The sequence below is a fragment of the Bacteroides sp. ET71 genome (assembly GCF_023336905.1).
Classification (GTDB): domain Bacteria; phylum Bacteroidota; class Bacteroidia; order Bacteroidales; family Bacteroidaceae; genus Bacteroides.
On sequence record NZ_JAMBLS010000009.1, the window covers coordinates 66881 to 83517 of the forward strand.

Below are 16637 nucleotides of genomic sequence, written 5' to 3' on the forward strand. Positions count from 1 at the left end.
AAACCGTAGGAAAACTCCCCTCATCTTCGCCCCTTCCTCATAGGGTCATGCGTACATGTTTACAATAGCTTCATACAATTCCTGTTTGCCACTGATTTGCTTTGGTTCACCCTGTTGCCTAGCATAAGCAGCCAAATCTTCCAAAGTCAAACGGCCTTCTTCAAACTCCTTGCCTTTGCCACTGTCAAAAGAAGCATATCTTTCGGCCAACATGTGTCTATAAGGTGACTCCTCAAGCAACTGTGCCGCACTCTCCAGCGCACGAGCCATAGCATCCATGCCGGCGATATGAGCAATAAAAATATCTTCTAAATCCGTAGAGTTACGGCGTGTTTTTGCATCGAAGTTTGTTCCCCCATTGTGGAAACCACCGTTCCGGATAATCTGCATCATAGCTTGTACCAGTTCATAATTATCTATGGGGAATTGGTCTGTGTCCCATCCATTCTGATAATCACCCCGATTAGCATCTATCGAACCTAGCATGTCGTTGTCCACAGCAACGCAAAGTTCGTGTTCAAATGTATGACCAGCTAATGTAGCATGATTTACTTCTATATTCACTTTAAAGTCCTTGTCCAATCCATGTGCACGCAAGAAACCTATGACAGTTTCCGTATCCACGTCATACTGATGTTTCATAGGTTCCATTGGCTTCGGTTCTACCAAGAATGTACCGGTAAATCCATGTGCCCGTGCATAATCACGAGCGACACGAAGCATCTGAGCCAAATGTTCCTTCTCACGCTTCTGGTCGGTATTCAGGAGCGACATATATCCTTCGCGTCCCCCCCAGAAAACGTAATTCGTCCCTCCCAATTCAATAGTAGCGTCAATGGCATTCTTAATCTGCACAGCAGCACGAGCCACCACATTAAAATCAGGATTTGTAGCTGCTCCATTCATGTATCGTGCGTGCCCAAAAACATTAGCCGTTCCCCACAACAGTTTGATACCAGTTTCTTCTTGTTTTTTCTTTAGATACGCCACAATTTCTTTCATATTGGCCTCATACTGTTCAATAGTATCAGCCTCGGCGCACAAGTCAACGTCATGGAAACAATAATATTCTATGCCTAATTTCTGCATGATTTCAAAACCTGCATCAGCTTTATGCTTCGCTGCTTCTAAAGCATCGGAAGAATCGTTCCAAGGGAATTTCTTTGTACCTCCACCAAACTGATCACCTCCTTCGGCACACAATGTATGCCACCAAGCCATGGAAAACTTTAACCAATCTTTCATCTTCTTTCCCATGACAACCTTCTCTGCATCATAATACCGATAAGCCAAAGGATTTTTGCTCTCCTTACCTTCAAACTTAATTTTCCCTATTTCCGGGAAATACTCTTTTATAGCCATATATAATGTGTTTTTTAATGAGCTGTCTATACGACAGCACGGTTTAATAATATAATTAGATAAAAACTTCAATATTCGAGGGTGTCAAACATTACTTTCCAAACACTGCTTCCAGCGTTCGTAGGCATCAATGTACGCTTGCTTCTCACAAATGTCTGGTTCAACAACCGCCAGCCTCTCCAACATAGCAAAAGCCTCTCGGTTATCCTTATAGATACCAGCACCAATACCTGCACCTCTAGCTGCCCCCACTGCCCCATCTGTGTCATACAATTCTATGGTAGCTCCGGTTATACTGGCTAAAGTATCACGGAAAATAGGACTTAAAAACATATTGGCGTGCCCTGCATGGATGTTTTTCACCGATATTCCCATTTGCTCCATTATCTCTATGCCATACTTAAAGGCAAAAACGATGCCTTCTTGTGACGCCCGTATCAGATGCCGGCGATCATGAATATTGAAATTCACATGATGAACAGAACAGCCTACCTCGCTATTCCCCAACATACGTTCCGCACCATTCCCAAAAGGCAAAATGCTGACACCTGCACTTCCGACTGGTACTTGGGCTGCCAAATCATTCATTTCAGCGTACGATATTCCTGCTGGAACGACATTGCGCTTTATCCATGAGTTCAATATACCTGTACCATTGATGCAAAGTAAAACTCCCAAACGAGTTTGATTAGACGTATGGTTTACATGAGCAAACGTGTTCACTCTACTTTGTGAATCATAATTGACGCATCCGTTCACACCGTACACCACACCACTTGTGCCTGCCGTCGATGCAATCTCTCCTGGATTGAATACATTCAATGAAAGCGCATTGTTTGGTTGGTCTCCAGCTCGGTAAGTGATAGGAATCCCTGCTTTCAGTCCCAATGCCTGCGCGGCCTCTGTACTGACGCGGCCCTGCTCGGCAAAAGTCGGGCGAACATCAGCAATCAGCCCCTCATCGAAGCCGTAATAATCCATCAAGAAATGAGCAATGTTATCTTCCTTAAAATCCCAAAACATGCCTTCCGACAATCCGGACACCGTCGTACAAATTTCCCCACTCAGACGCATAGCGATATAATCGCCCGGCAGCATAATCTTATATATCTTTTCATATATCTCCGGTTCGTTCTCTTTCACCCAGGCCAGTTTAGAGGCTGTAAAATTGCCCGGAGAATTGAGTAAATGTGACAAGCAGATGTCCGTTCCCAACTCTTTAAAGGCACGCTGGCCATAAGGAACAGCTCTTGAATCACACCAGATGATAGCCGGACGCAATACTCGTTGTTCATGATCTACACATATCAGTCCATGCATCTGATACGAAATGCCAATAGCCCGGATGTCTTCAGGTCTTATACCCGAATCATTCAAGACAGCCTGTGTGGCTAACTTTAAATTATCCCACCACATCTGCGGGTCTTGTTCCGCCCACCCTGGGCACGCTGCTATAATGGGTGCCTCAGTCTTAGGGTAGAAAGCTGAAGCAATGCACTTTCCGGTCTCTGCATTTACCAAACTCGCCTTGACTGACGAACTGCCGATGTCATATCCTAATAAATACATATTTTGAATGATGCTTACAATAAATGTTATTCGATGCTTAACGCCTCGTCTTATTATAGATTTTCTTGTCAAAACGATAGAAACGGGCCGCACGATGTGCCACCCCTTGTTGTCTTTCTTCCAGCGGAATGACGTATTCCATCAGTGCTATTTTCTTGTGGAAGTTGCGGACGTCTACCGCTTTGCCGTAGACCAGCTCGTAAAGTGTACGTAATTGTGATGCGGTAAACTTCCTCGGCAGCAAATCGAACAATGCGGCAGGATTGGCGTCAATATACTGGCGGATGTAGGCCATGGCTTCTTTGATGATGAGGTTGTGGTCGAATGCCAGGTCGCCGATATCTTGCAATGTCACCCAGCAGGCTTGATAGTCGTCCAGACCTCGGTTCAATGCACGGTCAATCTTTACCAATGAGAGGTATGCAATCGTGACAATCCGTTCGACCTTGGATTGCATGGCACGTTCCAGCCAATGGACATCTTTGGGGTTCTTCGTACGGTCTTTGGAGCCGAAAGCTTTGAATTGGACCAGGCGGACATTCTTCAGCCCGGTCAATTCGTTCAGCACGCGGGCTGCTGCCTCGTCCAAGTCTTCGTCCATGTAGATGAGGCTGCCGGGCAGTTTCATGTCGTGGAAAACTTCTCCCTGCTCCTCACCCATGCGGCGTATCAAGAGGACTTTCAGTTGTTCGCCGTCAAAGCCTATCACCACACAATCTACGGATATATGGTTATTGGCCAGGGGCTGGTTGGGGGATTGATTTTTGTTTTGCATGGAAAATGTTTATTAAAACGCTGCAAAGATAAAGTCTGGTTATGAGATAAACAATAGCAAGATATATGTTATAAAACACTATTTCTCAATCAGATACATATCTTATCTCGTACAATATATACAATAAGGCTTATCATATGATGTACAATAAATGCTTATCATACAACATACAATATAGGAGGAAGGGGTTCAGGCCCTGCTACGATAAGGACAATTAAAGGGATGGGAGGTACAAAAAAAGGCGTTTTGTGCGGCTATTCGGCGGAAAAGACCTACCTTTGCCCCATCTAATTAATCTTTTATAATCAGAAAGAAGATATGAAAGCATTTGTATTCCCCGGACAAGGTGCCCAGTTCGTGGGCATGGGAAAAGACTTGTATGACAACTCGCCCCTGGCTAAAGAGTTGTTTGAGAAGGCTAATGATATCTTGGGCTATCGCATCACAGACATCATGTTCAACGGTACGGACGAGGATTTGCGCCAGACGAAGGTGACGCAGCCCGCCGTCTTCCTGCACTCGGTCATATCGGCTTTGTGCATGGGCGAAGGTTTCAAGCCTGAAATGACTGCGGGGCACTCGCTGGGCGAGTTCTCGGCCCTGGTGGCTGCCGGCGCATTGACGTTTGAGGACGGACTGAAGCTGGTGTATGCCCGCGCCATGGCGATGCAGAAGGCTTGCGAAGCCCATCCGTCGACGATGGCCGCCATCATCGCCCTGCCGGACGAGAAGGTGGAGGAAATCTGCGAACAGGTGCAGGCCGAAGGCGAGGTGTGCGTGGCTGCCAACTTCAACTGCCCGGGCCAGATTGTCATCTCCGGTTCCATCGAAGGCATCAACAAGGCTTGCGAACGGATGAAGGCTGCCGGTGCCAAGCGCGCATTGCCGCTGAAGGTGGGTGGCGCGTTCCACAGCCCGCTGATGGAGCCTGCACGGGCCGAACTGGCTGCGGCTATCGAGGCGACGGAGATTCACAAGCCCCATTGCCCGGTGTATCAGAACGTCGACGCCCTGCCCCATACCGACCCGGCGGAGATTAAGAAGAACCTGGTGGCCCAACTGACGGCCTCGGTGCGCTGGACGCAGACGGTGAAGAACATGATTGCCGACGGGGCGACGGACTTTACCGAGTGCGGTCCCGGAGCCGTGCTGCAGGGGCTCATCAAGAAGATTGACGCCTCGGTGCCTGCACACGGCATCGCCTGACGCCTGAGCCCTCCGCATATCCGCAGGATTAGGAAACCCATTACGCCAATTACGCAAAATCATTCGCCACCACCATTACCGGCGATACGAAATTTGTGTAATTGGCGTAATTTGTATCCCCATCCCGCCATCCTCCTATCCCCATCCCGGAACGATATATTACCCTTCCCCCTTGCATATATTAGAAGAACTCGTTACCTTTGTGGCCGAAGGTAGAATCATTGCCGATGATTCCCAGAATCATTGCCGATGATTCCTAGAATCATTGCCGATGTTTCCTAGAATCATTGCCGATGATTCCTGGGACCCTATCTAGGACATCCCGCAACAGTAAGTTACATAACCCGGCCGAAGATGCGACCCTTCCGCACCGAGGCCATAACCAAGGAGGACCCGATATGGCATTTTTCCGTAAACAAAAACTGAACGGCAAGTGGTACGCACGCGCCGTCAACCTGATGAGACCCGCCACGACCGACGAAGTGGCCGACGAACTGGCCCTGATGTCCACCGTCAGCCGGGGCGACACCTACGCCGTGCTCTGCAACCTGGGCAAAGTCATGGGACGCATGATGGCCGACGGACGCTCGGTCAAACTCAAAGGCGTAGGCACCTTCTACCTCACCTGCCAGACCAAAGGCAAGGGCACCGACACCCCAGAGGAACTGAAACCGCAGCTAATCACCGACGTCCGCGTGCGCTTCATCCCCGAATACGAGCGCGGACAAAACCACAAAGTGACACAACGCGCCCTCATCCATTCCTCCCTGAAGTGGGTCGACGCCGACGACATATAACCACCCCCAAAACACCCCTCTTGTTGGGCGAAACAGAAATATACCATGCAAAATGCAAGCAAATCAGATTAAATCACTATCTTTGTGCCGACAAAACCGACGATTATGGAAACAAATGACTTCTTCCGGGACGATGAGAAGAAACAACTCTTCACCCTCTACCGCAAACTGCTCCGCCTCTCGGGCGACACACTGCTGAAGGACGACTGCCGACGCCTCCGCCAACGGCTGGGACACGCCTGGCAAGTCAATCCCACACCGCGCGACGTCTTCGGACTGAACCCCCTTATCAAAGACATGCAGACGGCCGTCATCGTGGCCGAAGAGATAGGCATGCGCCGGGCCTCCATCCTGGGCGTCATGCTGCACGACACCGTGCGCACCGGCACCTACACCGCCGAAGAAATCGGCCGCGAGTTCGGCGAAGACGTGGCAGGCATCATCCGCGGACTCATCCGCGTGCAGGAACTCTACCAAAAGAGCCCCAGCATCGAGTCGGAGAACTTCCGCAAGCTCCTCCTCTCCTTTGCCGAAGACATGCGCGTCATCCTTATCATGATTGCCGACCGCGTCAACATCATGCGACAGATAAAAGACGCCTCGGACAACGACGCCCGCCTCCGCGTGGCCAACGAAGCGGCCTACCTCTATGCCCCGCTGGCACACAAGCTCGGCCTCTACAAGCTGAAGTCCGAACTGGAAGACCTCTCGCTGAAGTACACCGAGCACGACGTCTACTACCACATCAAAGACAAGCTGAACGAGACGAAAGCCTCGCGCGACCGCTACATAGCCCGCTTCATCGACCCCATCCAACGGAAGCTCGAGGAAGCCGGGCTGCACTTCCACATCAAGGGACGCACGAAGTCCATACACTCCATCTACCAGAAGATGAAGAAGCAGAAGTGCCCCTTCGAAGGCGTCTACGACCTGTTCGCCATCCGCGTCATCCTCGACTCGCCGCTGGAACGGGAGAAGCAGGAATGTTGGCAGGTCTACTCCATCGTCACCGACATGTACCAGCCCAACCCCAAGCGGCTGCGCGACTGGCTGTCCGTGCCCAAAAGCAACGGCTACGAGTCGCTGCACATCACCGTGATGGGACCCGAAGGCAAGTGGGTGGAGGTGCAGATACGCACCGAACGCATGGACGACATTGCCGAACGCGGACTGGCCGCCCACTGGCGCTACAAAGGCATCAAGGGCGAGACGGGGCTGGACGAATGGCTCACCTCGGTGCGCGAGGCGCTGGAGAACTCGGAGAGCGACCTCGAGGCCATGGACCGCTTCAAGCTGGAGCTGTACGAAGACGAGGTCTTCGTCTTCACCCCCAAGGGCGACCTCTTCAAGCTGCCCAAAGGAGCCACGGTGCTGGACTTTGCCTTCCACATCCACACAGCCTTGGGATGCCGCTGCATTGGCGCACGGGTGAACGGCAAGAACGTGCCCCTGCGCCAGCGGTTGCAGAGCGGCGACCAGGTGGAAATCATGACATCGAACACGCAAACGCCCAAACAGGACTGGCTGAACATCGTCACCACGTCGAAGGCACGCACCAAGATACGCCAGGCACTAAAGGAGATGGCCGCACGGCAGACGGCCTTCGCCAAGGAGATGCTGGAGCGCAAGTTCAAGAACCGCAAGATAGACTACGACGAGGCCACGATGATGCGCCTCATCAAACGGCTGGGCTACAAGGTGGTGACGGACTTCTACCAGGCCATTGCCGACGGAGCGCTGGACGTGAACGACCTCATCGACCGCTACCTGGAGCAACTGCGCCGCGATACGGCCGACACACGCGACGCCGCCACTTACCGCAGCGCAGAGGCCTACAACTTGACGCCTGCCACGCCCGACGACACCGGCACGGGCGGAGGCAAGGAGGACGTCCTGGTCATCGACCAGAACCTGAAGGGGCTGGACTACCGCCTGGCACGCTGCTGCAACCCCATCTACGGCGACGACGTCTTCGGCTTTGTCAGCATCACGGGCGGCATCAAGATTCACCGCACCGACTGCCCCAACGCCCCCGAACTGCGCCAGCGATTCGGCTACCGCATCGTCCGCGCCCGTTGGGCAGGCAAGGCCGAGGGCACACAGTATCCCATCACCCTGCGCGTGGTGGGGCACGACGACATCGGCATCGTCACCAACATCACGTCCATCATCTCCAAGGAAGACGGCATCACGCTGCGCAGCATCAGCATCGACTCGCACGACGGACTGTTCGGCGGCACGCTGACCGTCATGGTGGGCGACACCGGGCGACTCGAGGCCCTCATCAAGAAACTGCGCACAGTGAAGGGGGTGAAACAGGTGGCGCGCAACTGACGGCTATGTACACTTAGAACAATAGAAGAGATGAGATACGACCTCAAGAAACAACTCCGCAGCTTCCGCTACGCCTGGCAGGGAATCCGTCAGTGCGTGGGGCGCGAGCAGAACCTCAGCTTCCACCTCATCGTCACCGTCGCCGTGGTGGCCCTGGGCTTCGGCCTCGGCATCACGCGGGGTGAATGGGTGGCCGTCTGCCTGTGCATCGGGCTGGTCATCAGTGCCGAACTGTTCAACACGGCCATCGAGCGGCTGGTCGACCTCGTGTCGCCCCAACGCCACCCCCTGGCCGGGCAGGTAAAAGACATCGCCGCCGGGGCCGTACTGGTGTGCGCCCTGGCGGCGATTGCCGTAGGATTGATTATCTTCGTGCCCTACCTGACACGCATCTTCTTATAATAGACCCGGGTGATGCCGGCGTACATTGCCACGGCCACAGCCAGGCAGGCCAGCGGCATCCACCCCTCACAGCTACTGCCCCAGGGCAACGCCCCCACCTGGATGCCGAACAAGACGCCGACGGCCATCCAAAGGTGAAACGTCACATTGCCCGTGGCACGCTGACAGTGGTGAGACAGCTTAACGAACATCCGCACCATCCACGGGGACAGTACGGCCAGCACCAACAGTCCCGCCACGCCCCAAGGCCTGCACAGCGCCAGCCATCCGCAGGCAAACGCCAGCACCCCCACGTTCAGAGCCGGAAGCAACGCACGCCCCAGCAAGTAACGGTCGGTGCTGCACACCGGCAAGCCGATGGGCGCACGAAACGGCACATACACCGCCGATGCAGCCAGGAAACCCAGCACACAGGCCGCAGCCGTCCACATCCAACTGTAAGTCCCCGTAGCCAGCATCCACACCCCGGCCGCCACGCCCGCCGTCATGCCCAATCCGCAGACCAGGGCATACGTCCGGTTGGCCGCCGTGCGGTGGCCCGAATGTACCGAGTCGATGCTCAGCGTGATGCCGGCCGACATGGCCAGTCCGAAACACATGCCCTGCACCAGCGCCAACAAGGAGAACTGCTGGTCGGTCGTCGCGTAGATATTGCCCACAGCCACCAGCAACAGCCCCAAGAACGGATAGCTCAAGACGTGCTTCCGCCGGAACTTATCGGCCAGCCAGGCATGAAACGGCCCGACCACCAGCAACCCCATGGCAAAGGGGAAGCAGATGTCGCCCGGCCTCCCCGCCTGCCCGACCATGACGGACGCATACACCGAGGCATACAGCAAGAAGCCTGCCACACACGTCAGCACGAAGTTGCGGTTGCAGGGCGAACCGCCGCCGTCAATACTGCTCTTTCTCATTGGGGAAGTCCAGGTTCTTAACGTCCGAGATGTAGCGGCTGATGGCATCCGTCATCACCGTGTGCAGGTCTGCATAACGGCGCAGGAAGCGGGGGCGGAAGCCGTTGTTCATGCCCAGCATGTCCTGGACAACCAGCACCTGCCCGTCCACGTCTCCACCGGCCCCGATGCCGATGACAGGGATGGTCAGCTCGTGCGACACCCGCCCGGCCAGTGCGGCGGGAATCTTCTCCAGCACCAGGCCGAAGCACCCGGCCTCTTCCAGCAGGTGGGCATCGTGTATCAGCTTCTCGGCCTCAGCGTCGTCCTTGGCACGCACGGTGTAGGTGCCATACTTGTTGATGCTCTGCGGCATCAGCCCCAGGTGACCCATGACGGGGATGCCCGCACTGATGATGCGCTTCACCGTGCCGATGATTTCCTCGCCGCCCTCCATCTTCAGGGCATCGGCGTGGCTCTCCTTCATGATGCGGATGGCCGATGCCAGCCCCTCCAGCTCGTTGCCCTGGTAGGAGCCGAACGGCATGTCCACCACCACCATCGCCCGCTTCACGCCGCGCACCACGCTCTTGGCATGGTAAATCATCTGGTCGAGCGTGATGGGCAGGGTGGTCACGTTGCCCGCCATGACGTTGGAGGCCGAGTCGCCCACCAGGATGACGTCCATCCCGGCACCGTCCACAATCTGTGCCATCGTATAGTCGTAGGCAGTCAACATAGATATCTTTTCGCCTCTCTGCTTCATCTCTACGAGGCGATGCGTAGTCACCTTACGGTTATCTTCTGAAATGTATCCAGCCATGTTGTATAAATGTTAATGATTAATGGTTAATGGTCAATGGTTAATGGTTAATACGGCATCCATGTCCGCACAGGTGAAGCCACGGAAGTCGTCGATGACGTGGTGGCACAAGGGTGCGATGGCGTCGCGCGGGTTGGTGGTGGCCAGGCCGATGACCGTGGCTCCCGAGGCCATGCCGGACTTCAGGCCGTTGAAGGAGTCTTCGAAGACGCAGGTCTCGGCAGGGGTTGTGCCGAAGATTTGCATCCCCAGCAGATAGCAGTCCGGTGCGGGTTTGGAGCGGGTGAAGTGCTCGGCCGTGAGGATGCGGTCGAACAAGGCAGGCACCTCGGGGCGGGCATGGTAGACGGCGGCCATCTTCTGCTCGTTGGAGCTGGTGACGACGGCCGTGCGCACGTCGTGGCGGCGCAGGTCGGCCAGGAAGTCCAGGATGCCGGGCACGTAGTCATACGTCATCTCCTGCTCGAAACGGACCAGGGCATCGGTCAGACGGGGCTGCACGGCAGGGTCGGGGAAAAAGGTCTCGAATATATACGTGAGGGTCTGCCCCTTCACACGGTCACCGAAGCCGGGGTCGCCCAGATAATCCTGGCCTATCTTGTTCCAGAACAGGCTGTATTGCCCTTCGGTGTCCACTATCACGCCGTCGAAGTCGAAAAGAACGGCCTTGCATGCTATAGCTGTATCCATAAGTCAATCTACCTTAAATCGGGCACAAAGGTCTGAAATCTATCCGAGAGATGCAAGATATTTCGTACCTTTGCGCGGTTTTTTATCCCATATCAATAGTAGTAACCATATAGACATAAGCGTATGAACCAGAACAATCCTCATCTCATGGGCACGGAGCCTATCGGCAAGTTGTTGCTGCAGTACTCCATTCCGGCCATCATAGGCATGACCATTGTTTCGCTCTACAACATCATCGACAGCATCTTCATCGGCCACGGCGTGGGGCCCATGGCCATCGCGGGCCTGGCCATCACCTTCCCGCTGATGAACCTGACGGCGGCCTTCGGCAACCTGGTGTCGGCGGGCGGGTCGACCATCTCGTCCATCCGGCTGGGGCAGAAAGACCTGGTGGGCGTGAACAAGGTGCTGGGCAACACGTTGCTGTTGTGTATCATCAACTCCCTGTTCTTCGGGGGACTGACGCTGGTGTTCCTGGACGACATCCTGCGCTTCTTCGGGGCGAGCAGCGAGACGCTGCCCTATGCGCGCGACTTCATGCAGATTATCCTGGCGGGCACGCCCTTTGCCTATGTGATGATTGGCATGAACTATGTGATGCGTGCCACGGGGCACCCGAAGAAGGCGATGCTGACGTCGATGACCAGCGTGCTGGTCAATGTGGTGCTGGCGCCGCTGTTCATCTTCCAGTTCGGGTGGGGCATCCGGGGGGCGGCACTGGCCACCATCTGCGCGCAGTTCATCGGGATGCTGTGGGTGCTGAACCACTTCCTGAACAAGCGGAGCGACATCCGCCTGCAACGGCCCTACCTGCGGCTGGAGCGGCGCATCGTGGGAGACATCTTCTCCATCGGCATGTCGCCCTTCCTGATGAACGTGACGGCGTGCGTCATTGTCATCATCATCAACAACACGCTGCGCGAGCATGGGGGTGACCTGGCCATCGGTGCCTACGGCATCATCAACCGCCTGCTGATGCTTTACCTGATGATTGTCATGGGGCTGACGATGGGGATGCAGCCCATCATCGGCTACAACTTCGGGGCGCGCAAGCCCGAGCGGGTGAAGCAGACGTTGCGCCTGGCCATCACCGCCGGGGTGTGCATCACCACGAGCGGGTTCCTCATCTGCGAGCTGGTGCCGCACGCCGTGTCGGCCATCTTCACTTCGGACGAGGGGCTCATCGGCCTGGCGGCGCACGGGTTGCGCATCTGCGTGGCCATGTTCCCCGTCATCGGGGCACAGATTGTCATCGGCAACTTCTTCCAGAACATAGGGCTGGCGAAGACCAGCCTGTTCATGTCGCTCACGCGCCAGCTCATCTTCCTGCTGCCGGGGCTGCTGCTGTTCCCCCGCTGGTGGGGCCTGGACGGGGTGTGGCTGAGCCTGCCGGCCAGCGACCTGCTGGCGTTCGTGACGGCCGTCGGGGCCTTGTGGTGGTACCTGCGGCGGCAGCGGCGGGCGGCGGCGCAGGAGGCCTGAGCGGCGGCACAGGTCAATCGGAGCCGGCGGCCGGCAGGACTTGCAGGGGCGTGTCGTCCACGTAGCGGTTGGCTTGCCTGAGGGGCGCGGGGCCGCTGGTGCACTGGGTGGTGACGGCCAGGCGGTAGGTGCCCGCAGGCAGTTCGTCGGGCAGGCGGAGGCCGAGGCGGTTGCGGGCGTTCCAGAGGGGTGCGATGTCGTCGGGCGCGAAGCGGTGGACGAGGTCCCCCGTGTCGTAGTCCAGCAGTTCGACGCCGCGCTGGGGCAGGTCGCCGTTCATCAGCAGGTAGCGCCCGCGCAGGTAGACGTATCCGCCGGGCGTGAGCCGCTCGTTGTGCGTGCCGCTGGCCAGGTCGAAGATGTCCGTCACGCGCGGCCCCTGTGTGCGCCCCAGGTCTTCGTGGAACAGGGGGTTCTTGAGGGCTTCCTTCAGGCGGGGGCCGGGGGCGAAGGAGGCGGTGGCCTCGTTTGCGGCGCGGGCCAGTGGGTTGGCGCGGTCGGGGTTCCACGTGCCGGTGACCGAGGGGGTCAGCCGGCCCAGCGGGGTGTCGACGGCAAATCCGTCCACGAGGGCTTCGCACGTAGCGTCTATCAGATACTCTGCCGCCAGTTGCAAGGTACGGGCGTCGAACATGGTGCCGCGGCCTGCCGCCCAGCGGGCCAGCGAAGGCAGGTCGACCGTGCCGCGCAGCACGACGCGGGGCATGTCGGGCACGCGGGAGGCTTGGCCGGGCAGGTAGCTTTTGCGCAAGCTCACGTGCCATACGGGGCGTTTGTCTCTACTACTCATAAGATTCTCATCGTTATTCTACTCAGGCAAATATACGCAATACCCCCCAGTATGCCTTCCCCCATAGGGTTAAGGTATGTGAAGCACATAGGGAACAGTCGTTATTATATATTAAATATGAATGAATTACAGTTTAAATCCTTCTGAATTGTAATGATAACATATTCGTATTACAGTTGTCATACGGAGATATTTAAGTTGTAATCGCAAGGTATTTAAGTTGTAATTTATTTGTATTTAAGCTGTAATAAGACCTGTGAAGTAGTGGGGTCACGTGACTGTGGCCTACATAGGGGGAATGGCTGTGTCTGCCATGAGACCCGTGTGTGTAAAGTGCAGATGCCCGCTCCATCCTGCCCCGCAGGCTTATGGATGGGAAGAAAAAGCGCCCATGCATATGACAGTTTGAAAAAGAATCCGTATATTTGCCGACGATTTCTAACTATAACATCTTAGTCAGTATGAACGTACAAACCATTGGAGAAAACGCCGGCATCGTCTACCGCGTGCTGGCAAGCGAGCACCGGGAGTGGTCGTACAGCGAAGTGAAGGAAAAGACGGGACTGCCCGACCGCGAACTGAACGCCGCCATCGGCTGGCTGGCACGCGAAGGCAAGCTGGGCATCGAGGAGACGAAGGCCGGACGACGGAACCTCATCTACCTGACGCTGAGTTGCTATAACGGTTGATGTCTGCCGCAGACACCTGCAAACAGAGGGGCATCCCCACAACGGGGATGCCCCTCTTGCTTTTCCTGCCCGGGGGGTATCAAAAAATAGGTATCCATTTCCCCTCCTCCCCGGAGGAGGGGTGCCCAACGGGCGGGGTGGTAGGTAAAAATATGACCTTAAGTAGATATTGATATTTAGTTTATACTATCGATGTGTCTGTCATTCTGAGCGAAGCCCGCAGGGCGTAGTCGAAGAATCTCACTAAGGTCTCTGTCCGTCAGGCAGCACAAGAAGGAGATGTTTCGACTTCGCTGCGCTCCGCTCAACATGACAGATACACATCATATAAACTAAATATCAACAACTACTTATGATTCCCCCCCCTACTCGGCCTTGATGCTCTCCACGGGGTTCTCGTTGGCAATATGCCAGGCCTTCAGCACCACGATGCAGACAATGACCACCAGCAGCAGCACGGCCAGCCCGACGAAGTGCCAGGGGCTGATGCTGACCTGCCCGGCAAACTGCGTGAGCCACTCCGTGCCCACATACCAGGCCCCCCCCGTACCCACCGCCACGCAGGGCACGGCAATCAGCAGCACGCCGCGCGACAGCAGCCGCAGGATGTCGGCGGCCGACGCCCCGTTGACCTTGCGGATGGCTATCTCCTTGGCACGGCGGCCCGTCTCGTCGTTCACGTAGCCGATGAGGCCCATCAGCACGATGAGGATGATGAACACCGAGGCCAGGTAGACGGCGTTGCGGAAGCGGTACGTGTCCATGTAGATGTAACGCTGCATCTCGACCACGCTGATGAAGTTGAGCGCCACGTCGGGGAAAGCCTCCGCCACGAAGTCGTTCAGCTTGTCCAGGTTCTCGTCATACGGCTCCTTCAGGCGCACGTCGAAGGCATGATAGACGTTGCCGCACACCAGGGCGATGGCCTGCTGCTCCCACCGCATCCCCTTGTTGCGCACGTCGCGGAACACGCCCACGATGGGGCGGTCCGTCTTCTGGTCGATGAAGTTGTTCAAGCGCTTGCCCACGGCACCGTCCGTCCAGTTCATCAGGCGCACCACCTCTTCGTTCACCAGCACGTCGCCTATCTTCTCCATCGGCTTTCCCTCGATGATTTCAATGCCCATCACCTCCGCATAGTCCTTCTGGCAGGGATTATAGTTCAGCACGGTGATGCGCTTGCCGTCGTTGCCTATCAGCCCCTGCGTCCAATACTCGCCCAGCACACCCATGGCAGCCGCCGTGGCTCCCTCCACGTAGGGCTGGCGCTCGATATAGTCGCAGATGGTCTGCCCGCGGTCGGCCTGCTGCCAGCTCTCGGCCTGCACCAGCCCGGGGATGCGGAAGCCCATGTCGCCGTTCATCAGCAGGCTGTACTGCATCACCGTCACCATCAGCAGGCCCAGCACGAAGCTGACGCCCGCAAACTGCACGGCCAGCAAGCCGCGCTTCCACCCCTTCTTGCCGTCCGTATAGCGGCGGAACACCTGCGTGACGGGTATCCGGGCAAACATCCGCCCCGGCAGCACGCCCGCCACCACGACCAGCAGCAGCACCGTCAGCAGCGGCACCCACAGCGTCTGCCACGTGAAGAGCGCCCCCACCGAGATGCCCAGCCACGACTCGATGCCCCCGGCAAACAGCCACAGCAGCAAGGCCGACAGCACGGCGGCGGCCAGCACCATCGCCCCCGTCTCCAGCATGAACATGGTGAACACCTGCCCCTCGCCTGCCCCGTTGCACTTGTGCACGCCCACGGCCTTGGCCCGGCGGCTCAGCGTGGCGATGGAGATGAGGATGTAGTTCATGGCCGCCACGAAGAACAGGGCAAAGCCCAGGAAGCCCAGGATGGCCAGGCGGCGGCGTATGTCAGGATAATCGGTATGCAGGTCGGGCAAGGGGATGATGCTGTACGTCGACTTCCACCCGTCCCAACTGGTCGACGTGTGCCGCTCGATAACCTGCTGTATGCGGTCGTTGACAGCCTCCACGTCTCCGGCCCGGCGCAGGCGGAGGATGGCATTGAACATGTCGTTTCCCCGCCATCCGTTGCCGTTGACGTATCCGCCGTTGGCATGGACGGAAGCCACGAAGTCATAATGTCCCAGGAAGGTATTCTGCGGCATGTCGCGGTAGACGCCGCGCACGGTCAGCACATCCTGCTTGTCCAGCGTCAGCTCCTTGCCTATGGGGCTTTCGTCGCCGAAGGTAGCTTTGGCGAAGCTCTCGGAGACAAAGGTGGCACCCGTGCGCAGCAGGTCGCGCTGGTCACCCTCCAGTACCTCAATGCCCATCGTGCGGAAATAGGCCGTATCGGCCCGGATGTACGACGTGCCTTCCAGCAGCTTGTTGCCATAATACACGTATCGTCCCCCATTGGTGTTGATGGTAGTGGCCGACTCCACCCACTCGGCCATCTCTTCGGCCAGGGTAGGCGCCACGACGTCATAGACGGTCCCGTCGTAGGGATAATCGCCGATGGCGGTCTTCAGCGCGTCGGTGTCTTCGGTACTGAGCTGGATGCGCACCATGGCCAACCGGTCGGGCTCGGGGTAACAGTTCTCATAATTCAGCTCGTAGGCTATCTGCGCGAAGAGCAGCACGCCCACCAGCAGGCCGAGGGTGAGCGACAGCAGCTTGATGAAGCTGGACGCACGGCCCCGGCGCAGGGTCTGTATGGTATAGTATAGGTATCTCATAGATGATAATTTATAAGTTGACAAGGGGACAAGTTAACGAGTCAACAAGGCTTCGTTATGGTTGACAAGGGATAAGTCCTGTCCTTGTAGCCTCGTTAACTTGTCTCCTCGTCAACTAAATTCCTA

The 16637-nt window shown here is 56.5% G+C and carries 14 protein-coding genes; 6 read left to right on the forward strand and 8 right to left on the reverse strand.

Going from position 1 to position 16637, the window contains the following annotated elements; all coding sequences use genetic code 11:
• Window positions 1-45: 45 nt before the first annotated feature.
• The 3 genes from xylA to M3090_RS06960 form a co-directional block, all read right to left on the reverse strand.
• Window positions 46-1362: a xylose isomerase gene (gene xylA / locus M3090_RS06950; RefSeq protein ID WP_249054788.1), complete on the reverse strand. Its 1317-nt coding sequence runs from the start codon at window positions 1360-1362 to the stop codon at window positions 46-48.
• Window positions 1363-1446: 84 nt separating this feature from the next.
• A complete protein-coding gene (locus M3090_RS06955; RefSeq protein ID WP_249054789.1) occupies window positions 1447-2931 on the reverse strand; it encodes a xylulokinase in 1485 nt (494 codons plus the stop codon).
• A gap of 37 nt (window positions 2932-2968) precedes the next feature.
• Window positions 2969-3706 (reverse strand): NUDIX hydrolase, encoded by a 738-nt coding sequence (locus tag M3090_RS06960; RefSeq protein ID WP_249054790.1) that lies wholly within the window; start codon window positions 3704-3706, stop codon window positions 2969-2971.
• Window positions 3707-4024: 318 nt separating this feature from the next.
• Here M3090_RS06960 and fabD point away from each other — a divergent pair, with 318 nt between their 5' ends.
• The 4 genes from fabD (at window position 4025) to M3090_RS06980 (ending at window position 8445) form a co-directional block, all read left to right on the forward strand.
• Window positions 4025-4912, forward strand: a complete 888-nt coding sequence (fabD, locus tag M3090_RS06965) for an ACP S-malonyltransferase (protein ID WP_249054791.1) — start codon at window positions 4025-4027, stop codon at window positions 4910-4912.
• Between the two features lie 398 nt (window positions 4913-5310).
• A complete protein-coding gene (locus tag M3090_RS06970; protein ID WP_249054792.1) occupies window positions 5311-5709 on the forward strand; it encodes an HU family DNA-binding protein in 399 nt (132 codons plus the stop codon).
• Between the two features lie 105 nt (window positions 5710-5814).
• On the forward strand, window positions 5815-8043 hold the full coding sequence (locus M3090_RS06975) for a RelA/SpoT family protein (RefSeq protein WP_249054793.1): 2229 nt from the start codon (window positions 5815-5817) through the stop codon (window positions 8041-8043).
• Window positions 8044-8073: 30 nt separating this feature from the next.
• The gene (locus M3090_RS06980; RefSeq protein ID WP_249054794.1) at window positions 8074-8445 is read left to right on the forward strand and encodes a diacylglycerol kinase family protein; all 372 of its coding nucleotides are present in this window, start codon (window positions 8074-8076) and stop codon (window positions 8443-8445) included.
• Here M3090_RS06980 and M3090_RS06985 read toward each other — a convergent pair.
• From M3090_RS06985 to M3090_RS06995, 3 genes are read right to left on the reverse strand one after another with little or no spacing between them, the layout of a single operon-like run.
• A complete protein-coding gene (locus M3090_RS06985) occupies window positions 8421-9359 on the reverse strand; it encodes an MFS transporter (protein ID WP_249054795.1) in 939 nt (312 codons plus the stop codon). The two genes, M3090_RS06980 and M3090_RS06985, sit on opposite strands and share 25 nt — an antisense overlap.
• Window positions 9340-10161 (reverse strand): 3-methyl-2-oxobutanoate hydroxymethyltransferase, encoded by an 822-nt coding sequence (gene panB / locus M3090_RS06990; RefSeq protein ID WP_249054796.1) that lies wholly within the window; start codon window positions 10159-10161, stop codon window positions 9340-9342. The genes M3090_RS06985 and panB overlap by 20 nt, the downstream gene beginning before the upstream one ends.
• Before the next feature lie 33 nt (window positions 10162-10194).
• Complete coding sequence (locus tag M3090_RS06995) at window positions 10195-10851, reverse strand: HAD family hydrolase (RefSeq protein WP_249054797.1); 657 nt, start codon at window positions 10849-10851, stop codon at window positions 10195-10197.
• Between the two features lie 123 nt (window positions 10852-10974).
• Here M3090_RS06995 and M3090_RS07000 point away from each other — a divergent pair, with 123 nt between their 5' ends.
• Entirely contained in the window at window positions 10975-12333 is a 1359-nt protein-coding gene (locus tag M3090_RS07000) for an MATE family efflux transporter (RefSeq protein ID WP_249054798.1), read from the forward strand.
• A gap of 13 nt (window positions 12334-12346) precedes the next feature.
• Here M3090_RS07000 and M3090_RS07005 read toward each other — a convergent pair whose 3' ends face one another.
• Window positions 12347-13123 (reverse strand): DUF4469 domain-containing protein, encoded by a 777-nt coding sequence (locus M3090_RS07005; RefSeq protein WP_249054799.1) that lies wholly within the window; start codon window positions 13121-13123, stop codon window positions 12347-12349.
• 461 nt (window positions 13124-13584) lie between these two features.
• Here M3090_RS07005 and M3090_RS07010 point away from each other — a divergent pair, with 461 nt between their 5' ends.
• Window positions 13585-13812 (forward strand): winged helix-turn-helix domain-containing protein, encoded by a 228-nt coding sequence (locus M3090_RS07010; RefSeq protein ID WP_249054800.1) that lies wholly within the window; start codon window positions 13585-13587, stop codon window positions 13810-13812.
• Window positions 13813-14177: 365 nt separating this feature from the next.
• Here M3090_RS07010 and M3090_RS07015 read toward each other — a convergent pair whose 3' ends face one another.
• Window positions 14178-16511: an FtsX-like permease family protein gene (locus M3090_RS07015; RefSeq protein ID WP_249054801.1), complete on the reverse strand. Its 2334-nt coding sequence runs from the start codon at window positions 16509-16511 to the stop codon at window positions 14178-14180.
• Window positions 16512-16637 lie beyond the last annotated feature (126 nt).